This window comes from Enterobacter sp. 198, assembly GCF_009025585.1.
Classification (GTDB): Bacteria; Pseudomonadota; Gammaproteobacteria; order Enterobacterales; family Enterobacteriaceae; genus Enterobacter; species Enterobacter ludwigii.
Window position 1 is genome coordinate 63,790 of record NZ_WCIM01000025.1, and the last position, 8,097, is coordinate 71,886.

Annotated in this window: 11 protein-coding genes and 2 pseudogenes; 2 read left to right on the forward strand and 11 right to left on the reverse strand. The window is 50.1% G+C overall.

The genetic code is table 11. The annotated features are described in order from the left end of the window. Positions 1-13: 13 nt before the first annotated feature. The 8 genes and pseudogenes from F8561_RS16910 to F8561_RS16945 all read right to left on the reverse strand — a co-directional run bounded on the left by F8561_RS16910 (position 14) and on the right by F8561_RS16945 (position 4,080). Positions 14-430 carry a type II toxin-antitoxin system YafO family toxin gene (locus tag F8561_RS16910; protein WP_023327722.1) on the reverse strand — a complete coding sequence of 139 codons (417 nt, stop codon included), beginning with the start codon at positions 428-430 and terminating at the stop codon, positions 14-16. Beyond that, positions 421-948 (reverse strand): hypothetical protein, encoded by a 528-nt coding sequence (locus tag F8561_RS16915; protein WP_223195142.1) that lies wholly within the window; start codon positions 946-948, stop codon positions 421-423. The genes F8561_RS16910 and F8561_RS16915 overlap by 10 nt, the downstream gene beginning before the upstream one ends. A gap of 121 nt (positions 949-1,069) precedes the next feature. Further along, on the reverse strand, positions 1,070-1,855 hold the full coding sequence (locus F8561_RS16920) for a DsbA family protein (protein WP_023327724.1): 786 nt from the start codon (positions 1,853-1,855) through the stop codon (positions 1,070-1,072). Between the two features lie 28 nt (positions 1,856-1,883). Beyond that, positions 1,884-2,660: pseudogene (locus F8561_RS16925) on the reverse strand (conjugative transfer relaxase/helicase TraI domain-containing protein); the annotation flags it as partial. Further along, positions 2,653-2,821: pseudogene (locus tag F8561_RS24670) on the reverse strand (conjugal transfer protein TraK); the annotation flags it as partial. The pseudogenes F8561_RS24670 and F8561_RS16925, both read right to left, overlap by 8 nt. An 11-nt stretch (positions 2,822-2,832) precedes the next feature. After that, positions 2,833-3,414: a TraE/TraK family type IV conjugative transfer system protein gene (locus tag F8561_RS16935; protein WP_023327726.1), complete on the reverse strand. Its 582-nt coding sequence runs from the start codon at positions 3,412-3,414 to the stop codon at positions 2,833-2,835. A 6-nt stretch (positions 3,415-3,420) separates the two neighbouring features. Continuing rightward, positions 3,421-3,723: a type IV conjugative transfer system protein TraL gene (gene traL / locus F8561_RS16940; protein WP_023327727.1), complete on the reverse strand. Its 303-nt coding sequence runs from the start codon at positions 3,721-3,723 to the stop codon at positions 3,421-3,423. Between the two features lie 3 nt (positions 3,724-3,726). Next, positions 3,727-4,080 (reverse strand): type IV conjugative transfer system pilin TraA, encoded by a 354-nt coding sequence (locus F8561_RS16945; protein ID WP_033147099.1) that lies wholly within the window; start codon positions 4,078-4,080, stop codon positions 3,727-3,729. A gap of 196 nt (positions 4,081-4,276) precedes the next feature. Here F8561_RS16945 and F8561_RS16950 point away from each other — a divergent pair, with 196 nt between their 5' ends. Beyond that, on the forward strand, positions 4,277-4,918 hold the full coding sequence (locus F8561_RS16950) for an Arc family DNA-binding protein (RefSeq protein ID WP_032636186.1): 642 nt from the start codon (positions 4,277-4,279) through the stop codon (positions 4,916-4,918). Positions 4,919-4,950: 32 nt separating this feature from the next. Here the strand turns inward: F8561_RS16950 and F8561_RS16955 are convergent, their stop codons facing one another. After that, the gene (locus tag F8561_RS16955; RefSeq protein ID WP_023327730.1) at positions 4,951-5,346 is read right to left on the reverse strand and encodes a hypothetical protein; all 396 of its coding nucleotides are present in this window, start codon (positions 5,344-5,346) and stop codon (positions 4,951-4,953) included. Positions 5,347-5,919: 573 nt separating this feature from the next. On the opposite strand from F8561_RS16955, the gene F8561_RS16965 reads away from it, so the two are divergent. Next, the gene (locus F8561_RS16965) at positions 5,920-6,459 is read left to right on the forward strand and encodes a lytic transglycosylase domain-containing protein (protein ID WP_032636190.1); all 540 of its coding nucleotides are present in this window, start codon (positions 5,920-5,922) and stop codon (positions 6,457-6,459) included. Between the two features lie 28 nt (positions 6,460-6,487). Here F8561_RS16965 and F8561_RS16970 read toward each other — a convergent pair whose 3' ends face one another. Beyond that, positions 6,488-7,309 carry a DUF932 domain-containing protein gene (locus F8561_RS16970; RefSeq protein ID WP_023327732.1) on the reverse strand — a complete coding sequence of 274 codons (822 nt, stop codon included), beginning with the start codon at positions 7,307-7,309 and terminating at the stop codon, positions 6,488-6,490. A gap of 16 nt (positions 7,310-7,325) precedes the next feature. Beyond that, positions 7,326-7,619 carry a hypothetical protein gene (locus F8561_RS16975; protein ID WP_023327733.1) on the reverse strand — a complete coding sequence of 98 codons (294 nt, stop codon included), beginning with the start codon at positions 7,617-7,619 and terminating at the stop codon, positions 7,326-7,328. Positions 7,620-8,097: the final 478 nt, after the last annotated feature.

Consider the following 8,097-nt stretch of genomic DNA (forward strand, 5'->3'; position numbering starts at 1 on the left):
GTGATTTTTAGGGTTATGAAGCGTGAAAATCTTCTGCAACTTCAGAAAAGTAGCTGAGTAACCGTGTATCTCTCGCGGGCATACGTTCATGAGCCGGTGTTATCAGCCCCATCAGCAGAAAGCGGCCGCTATCCCACATGTGTTCTGTGTAAATGAGATAGTGATCTGAGGTACGGTTGTAATTCTCTTGTCTGGCACTCCAGGTGAGCTGGAAATGCAGATTAACGTGAATATGCTGGACGTTAGCATCGACAGCGAATGGCGGGTAATCAAAAGGGGCGTCCCTTCCAAGAAGATTTGACGGTGCGCCAGTTGATTTATACGTAATGAACTCTGCTTGTAACTGGCTCTCCAGCTCAGGGTAAACGGCAAACGTGGGCTGGAAAAAAGTATCCCACGTGACATGACTGTACTCAGCTGTTAACGCCATTTAGCCGCTGCCCTGTTGCCTGAATCCAGCAGGTGATTCATGGCCGAGAGGTTGATTCCAGAGTCACGCACTTCTGTCGTTCGTGTGATTTGATCAATAAGACTGAGGTAGTTTTTAGTCGCAAGACTGACCATTTTAATGGCCTTAAAGAATGCAAACTCAACAGAATTCCTGTCATACGACTGAACGATTTTTTTTTCCGGCAGCATCAGAACAAAGGACTCTGCGATACCTGCGACATGGATAGTATGATTTCTGATGTCGCTGGCGACTTTGATAGCGCCGGCGAAATCGCTGTCTGCATACCGTGCCAGCTCGATGCGACTTGAGCGTAATTCTTCAGCTACGTCATTGAGAGCAACAGTGAGCTCGCTGATATCGGTTTTGTTGACTCTGGAGCCCATTTCGTAAACCCGTTCAACAATCGTAGGCTGACACGCAACCGCTTTGGGTTGCGGCTGGAAACTGGCAAGAACCAGTGCCACTGCGGCCTGCAAGTGCTGGATTTTAAATTTCACGACGGGCTCCATAATCATCATCTCTCGACGAGGCGCTGCATTTTACTACTGAACTTAACTATATGCTAAAAAAAGTTGGTTGCATATGTGGCTGGCACAGCAAACAGGAAATTGAAATCTTCTATCTGGCCGTGGCTTTCCGGATTGCTACCTGAAGCCTGTCAGCGGTTACGGCTTCCGGGAAAACCGTGATGGTGTCGGGAGTCGCCCCGCTAACGGGCATGACGATGATCCCCGGCGTTCCGGTGAGTCCCAGCGCCTCCGACAGATTGCTGTTTTTCTCAAGAGACGCGGTATGGTCGCCAGGAGCTGAGGTGGCCAGCCCCGCCTTTGACGCTGCAACGCGAATATCCTCCACCGTCAGTTTGCCTTCATTATGCCCGGTGGCGTAGATGGCATTGTGATAGGTGACATAGGCCTGCGGCCCTTTCTTTTGCCAGACCGTCAGCCCCTGCTGCGCTGCCTGAAGTGAGGCTTCCCAGCGGCCACCAAATATTGGCCACTCCTTAAAGAGGTAGCGGACGTCCGGCTGCGCTTTCATGACCTTCTCCAGCTCCGGCGCAAAGCGGCTGCAGAACACGCACTGGTAATCAAAGAATTCAATCACCGCGACCTTTGTATTATCAGGCCCGTAAGCCGGGGTATCCGGATCATGCAGAAGGTTCGCCTGATTCTCCATCACGCTGAGTGCAAACATCTTCTGCTTACGTGCCTCCTGCTGTTCCTGCAGCTTATGACTGACCGTCACCAGTATCTCCGGGTGGGATACCAGGTAGTCTGCTGCGATTTCCCCGATACGGGCCTCCTGCTCCGGGCTGAATATCGGCTGAGGGGCCGAAGCGTGTGCCGTTGCAATAAAGCCAATGTATGTTGTAACTATTAATGCTGCTAATTTGTGTACTTTCATCGTCTGAGTCTCATTGTTAAATGGGGGATTAGCGTTCTTTCTGAATGGTACGGGTGAGGGTCTGTTCTTCACGCTCCGGCATGCGGCCGCGTTCAGTATTTTCTGCCACCCTGAGCATGTCGCGCTCAGCGTTTGCCAGATCTGCAATCACACGCGATGCCCGCGACTGTTCACCGGATGCCTTGTCAGCACCTTCCAGCTCACTCCTGACACCTGCAGCAGCTTTCATTTCCTGTCCACCGGTGTTTTCCTCACCTCTCACCCTGGCGATTACATCTGCATCCGGGGTGAGTGGTTCCGGTTTACGCGGGTTAATGTCTTCCGGTTTCAGTCTGATCACCTCTTCCTGCGGAATTTCCGGCAGCAACGACTCCGGCTGCCTGTTCCGTCCGGCGTCTTCATTGCGAATCTGGTCTGCCAGCATCTGTTCGCGCAGTTGCTGTACGTTCTGCTCGTCAGTCAGCGTGGAGACAATACCCGGCGACACATCCTGTTTTGTCCCACCGCTCACCTTAAGCAACCATGCTGAAGGCGGTTCATCGCCGGTCTGCCAGACCACGCCGTCCTTCGGGTGATGTCGTACTGCATCAAGCGCGGCCGCCAGGTCACTGGCCACAATCGTGTTGCCTGACTGGCTTCGCTGCAGTACCGCACCACGGGCACGTTCTGTCATGACCATCCGGGTCTCCCCCTGTGTCATCCGCCCTTCCGGGCTGGCAACCAGGGAAACCATGGCCAGGCCCGCACTCCTGCCATTGTTGTCATACACCGGCAGCGCCAGCGCCGGTTCAGGAAAGCGCCGGGTACAACAACCTTACTCGGGTTGGTGTTGCTGAGAGTGACGTTAAAGGCGGCGTCGTTCTCAAACGGAATGGCTGCGGGTGAGGAAGCGGCCCGGAGGCCGCTGGTAAATAATCCCGCTGCCAGAAACACAGCAGCAGCTGCCGGTGAAATGCGAAATTTCATGGGCAGTCCTGTCAGTTAGTGGAAGATACCGGCTTGAGTTCTTCAAAGCTGTGGAGGTTAATCACACCGTTGTCATAACTCAGTTTCAGTCGGTAGGTTTTTTCCTGGTCTTTCAGTGGCGTGATGATTGCGCCGTTTGTGGTGGAGGATTTCAGTACCCCGCTGTACTGCACGGAGCCATCATCCATGACGCGAATTTCTTTCGTGTCGAACTGGGTGGTGATGCCCGCTTTCTGGATGCGCTCAGTTTCTATGTCCAGGGCTTTCTTGAGTACGTCCCGTTCGGCGGAGGGGACAAATCCAAGAATCATTTTCTGGTTATGTTCGATGTTTTCCGGGGTAACGTTGAGTCGCCAGTAAATAAAGGAAGCGGCGAACTGTGTCAGACCGGTCGCATCGACACTTTTAGAATCTGATGCAAATGGGCGGTTAAACGTTAACGGCGTGGTGATGGTTTTCTGGGTTGTGGCGAAATACCATGCCAGTGACCCTGTCAGTACATTCCCTGCGCTCATGAGTAAAGTTAAAGCTGAAAGACCAATAAACGCATAGCGGAGTTGTTTATCGCGCTCTCCTTTAATATTCAGTTTCATGAAAAACTATGCCCTCCAGTGCCGGAAACTTGAGTCAGGTATCTGGCGAAAGGTTACTTTGAATAAAAGTGATGGCAGGTGCCAGTAGCAGAAATTAAGCAACCAGTACGACCCCTGCCCTTTTTTCAGATATCTGACGATGAACCAGAGGATTCCCGCGATTACACCAAGTTCGAGTGACAGGTTGTTAAGCACCCCCAAAACTAAAAGGGGTGCGGTAACAATCAATTCGTCAATCGGTAAGCCTAAATAGCGGTTCTGCTGGTTCATTGTTTCCGGGAAGTTATATTTATCTCCTTCCCCGTTCATCATTTAGCTCGCGATACCGAAGGCGACACGGGTAAAGATGATTGCCATAACGATACCGACGAATACCAGTGGTGAGCGGGCCTTAATGTAAATAAACAGGCCCATGATGATTTCGGCGATGTAGAACCATTTAACCAGTGATGAGCCGGAGCCGAAGGTGGAATTAACCGTGGCGTTCTGCGAGGAAAGAAGGTCGGTACCAGATGCGAATGCCGGGTGAGTGACCATAAGTGCAATTAAAAAAGCGCCTGCTGACTTTAAGTAAAATTTAGCCTGGCGATTTTCGCGTGCTTTGCGGAATAAAGACGCTACCGCCCATCCCTTACCGACGTTAAGGGCACTGCCTTTGGTTAACATGTTTGTTTTCTCCGAAGTAAACAAAAGTGAATCGCGTAAGTGCTTGTTTACGCGGGCGCAATTGTCCCATGACCCTAAAAAAAAAAAACTGTGACGCATGTCACACTTTTTGTAACCATTCAGATTTATCCGAATATGTAAGTGGGTAGGCTTTGTTGACCAGTAAGTTCGGAGATGGTCTATGGGATCTATAGCTATGAAAGTAAAAGAAAAAATGTGGGATGGTCGCGGCCGTCCACGCAAGTTCCAGCCAGGTGAGGCGGTGGAGTGGCGATTGCGTGCACCGGATAATCTGCTTATGGAGCTGAGAATATGTGCCAGAGCTGGCAACAGAAGTGTGAATGAGGAAATTATTGCCAGGCTTTTGTTGTCGCTGAATTATCAGCCCGGCAAGCCTGTCATTAAAACTGCGGAGGGTGAGCGGCTCATTGCTCTGGCGGTGAGATTTGAAGAGTGGCTAGGGCAATTACTTGATGGTGAATCTCTTGATGATGCTGGAGAAATTAAATCCTCGCCCAAGCAGGAGCAATTGTGGATGTGGCGTGAGGGTGAAAGAGTTTTGCTTCCGGGGAAAACAACCGGATATAGCATGCGAATTCCTGAAAACCTTGCAGATGAAATCAGGGCAATGGCGAAGGTGCATAACCGTAGTCTGAATGATGAAATGCTCACCCGTCTGATGAATACGCTGGGTTATTTTACGGAAAGGTTACTTGACCAGAATGAGGATGTGCAGGCGCTTAAAGTTCTTTGCATGGAGTTCGAGGTGTTCCTGAAAGAAAAAATAAAGGAGGTGGAGAAAAGTGACCTTCCCTGGGATGAAAAACCGTCCCTGTGATCGATGTGGGCCGGGGTGTCCGGCTCACAGATTTATTCTTTTTCGTTGATGAAGTGCCTTGCTTCTGCTTCGTTCTCGGCTGTGTTTATGCCGCTTAAAATCATATCAAGCGTATCTTCAAGGCTGCCTTCGCCGTCTTTTCCTGTCATTTTTAAATACATCTCAGCGATTAGGGTGGCAATGAGAACTGTGCCTTCGCGTGAGCCGGCTGCTTTTCTTATGAGGTCTCTTCGATATCCTTCGATATCAAATTGATTGCCATCCTCGCCATCGCGTTTATAAACAAGCAGTCCAAGCCGGATTAATTCGTTGCAGGTAGCTGATATGTTTGCTTCTCCAGCATTAGCGCCGTTCTGCAGGTCTTGTTGAACAATATCGCGAACTTCGCGTTCAATTTTATCTTTAAGGTAGATGCCGACTCTTCCCATATTTCTTACCTGTTTTAAGTTAGTGTCGGAACCGACACTATGTATGGCCTGTTGGTGGATTTCCACATTGCTGTGCAAGGCTGTAATGGGTTGATACTGCTGTGCATTTCTGTTCTATACAGTAGTACAATCCAGCACTATGATGTGCGATAGTGTGACACTGTGCGATATATAATTCAATGTAATTAAAGCATATCTACAATTGTATGATACATGTGTGACATACCGACACTAACAGGTATCAGGATTATACGATAGTGTAGTGTCGGTATGTACGACATTAAACGGTCACATTCCAAAAGCGCGCAAATTTCTTACAAACATCCCACTGAAATGAAAGGAAAAATCTGCAAGACGAAGTCTTGCGTGGGGTGTGATGTTTTAAAGGGTTAGTAAAGAGCGGCATGTTAATACCGTATACCGTTCTGGCATGTTTATTTCGGACAGGTGTTAAATTCCTTCAGGAGAGCGCTCAGGCGCGTTTGTAGTGAATTTACTTGATTGCGACGATCCGCCGGGGTATTTTTTAAAGCGCCTCTCCAGAGCCCGTTTATTTCGCTAAAAGGCCAAACCATGAAAATATCGTTACTGCCTGCTGCTTTACTGACTCTTTCACTATCTGCTGGCGCAGCTCCGCAGATGTGCTTTGATCAGGCCGGGAAAGATTACCAAATTGATCCGCTGCTGCTTATGTCAATTTCGATTAAAGAGAGCCATCTTGTACCGGATGCGATAAATGGATCAAACAGGAATGGAACGGAAGATGTCTGCGGTATGCAGGTGAACAGTTCCCATTACGGTAAACTTAAAAACTTCAATATTACCCGTGAGCGCCTGTTAAATGATCCATGTATCTGCGTTTATACGGGAGCATGGGTACTGGCGCACAACTTTCGGTCATACGGGAAAAACTGGGACAGCGTGGGGATGTATAATACTGGACCGAGCAAAAAGCTCATTGTACAGCGCAAGGCCTATGCACAGGATATCAAAAATATATATCGTGTATTACTGGCCAGAAAAAAGTTACTTTCAGAACGTCTCGCGCCAGCTGCGGGAAAGGAGCATGATATTAAAATTGCAGAAACAGCATCGTCACATAGCGTGCAGTAAAAAGCCGCTCTGTTGAGCGGCTTAATTTTTAGGCCTTCAGTTTTGCAAACTCCTCCGCCATTTTCCAGAGCACCTGATTTAATTTGATGTCACCATCTATTCCGGTGACTTCCCGCGTTCTGGTCATCTTCCCTTTTTCCGTTCTGCCGCGAATTCCCCCACGGATCACATTTTCCTGCACCACGTTAAACGTGGTCCATAAATCCTGGCCTCTGTCGAGCACACGGCGAGGGTTAATAATTTGCTCCGGTGTAATCGGCGCTGGTTTTCCATCGTATTTAAGTTCCAGGGCGGTCGCACCAAAAAGGCGCTGCTCAGGCAAAGTGAGCTGAATGCTTTTCATGAGGTCTATATTTTCATCAACCGCGTCGAATGTTTTCAGCACCGTGTAAGCGCCTTCAATAACCTGCCCGACAATATCCCCTTTGTGGGGTACGCGGATTTCACCAAAATCCTTCCATGCAACCAGACCATTACTGCAAACCTGACGGAACATGCCGGGGATCATTTTATAGCTGCTTGAACCATCATGGCTATTCAGCAGAATAATTTCCGGCACTTCTTTTCCGTTAATCTGGTCATGACGGCGCAGGCGAAGCATATGCTTTGTAAAGTCGCGTTTATCCTGGTCACGTGTACGTGACTGCGTTGCATAATATGGCTGAAAACCTTCATCACGTAAGCGATCAAGAATGTTAATGGTCGGGATATACGTATAACGTTCAGAGCGTGAATCGTGTTTATCCGATGAGAACGCGCTCGGAACGATGCGCTGTAATTCATCATTCGTCAGCGGACGGTCTTTGCGGATCGAGGCAGGCATACGATAGCGGCTTGCGAAACTGACCATTTTTATTTACTCCTGATTATTTAGTAAGAGATGAAGAAATAACGCGGTGAAAATTATCCAGCGGGATTGCAGCTGCCACCGGGCGACCATCTACAACCCAGACAGAGATATAATCCGGGCATTCGTCATTTATTAACGTCAGCTCAGTGGCATTCTCTGGCGGCGTAAAAATTACCGGTTGTGGCTCCCCTTCCGATGCGGCCAGGACCCAGCAAAACAGATCCGTAAACTGGGACGTGGTGAGGTTTGAATCACATCTTCCGGTAGATTCTTGAGCGGCGGTTTTGACGTTGACGTTTCGTGTGTGCATCCTGGTTTTCTCCTGTGGTGATGGCAGTCCATCTCCCTGGTGAGTTCTCTCGCGGCAAAGGGCAAAGGAGCAACGGCGAAGGGCGGAAGGAAAGGGGCGGAGACTAAAGTTTTTGCGGCACGCAAAAAGTTTTGGCGGAGTGCATTTCACCCCTTGGATGACGACCCGACGGTGCTACAAGCAGCCCTCCGCGTGAGGACACACGGGGGATGGCTTCACCGGGGGAACAGGATGCACACACCCGACACGTCGGAACGGCGTGGCGCCATTAAAGCGACGGCATCAGCCGGCGCGGTGAAGGCGTTCCGGACGGCACGGCCGGAGAAGCCGCAGCCCTTGACCTTCGCCATCAGACCCTAGCCGTATGGCCCGAAACCCGGAGGGGTTCGGCGGAGCCCGGCGGATGCGCAGCGGCCGCCCTGGCGGAGTGGGGCTCGACGACCGGACAGCAGCGCTGGCCGGGAGCCGAAGGGGGCCA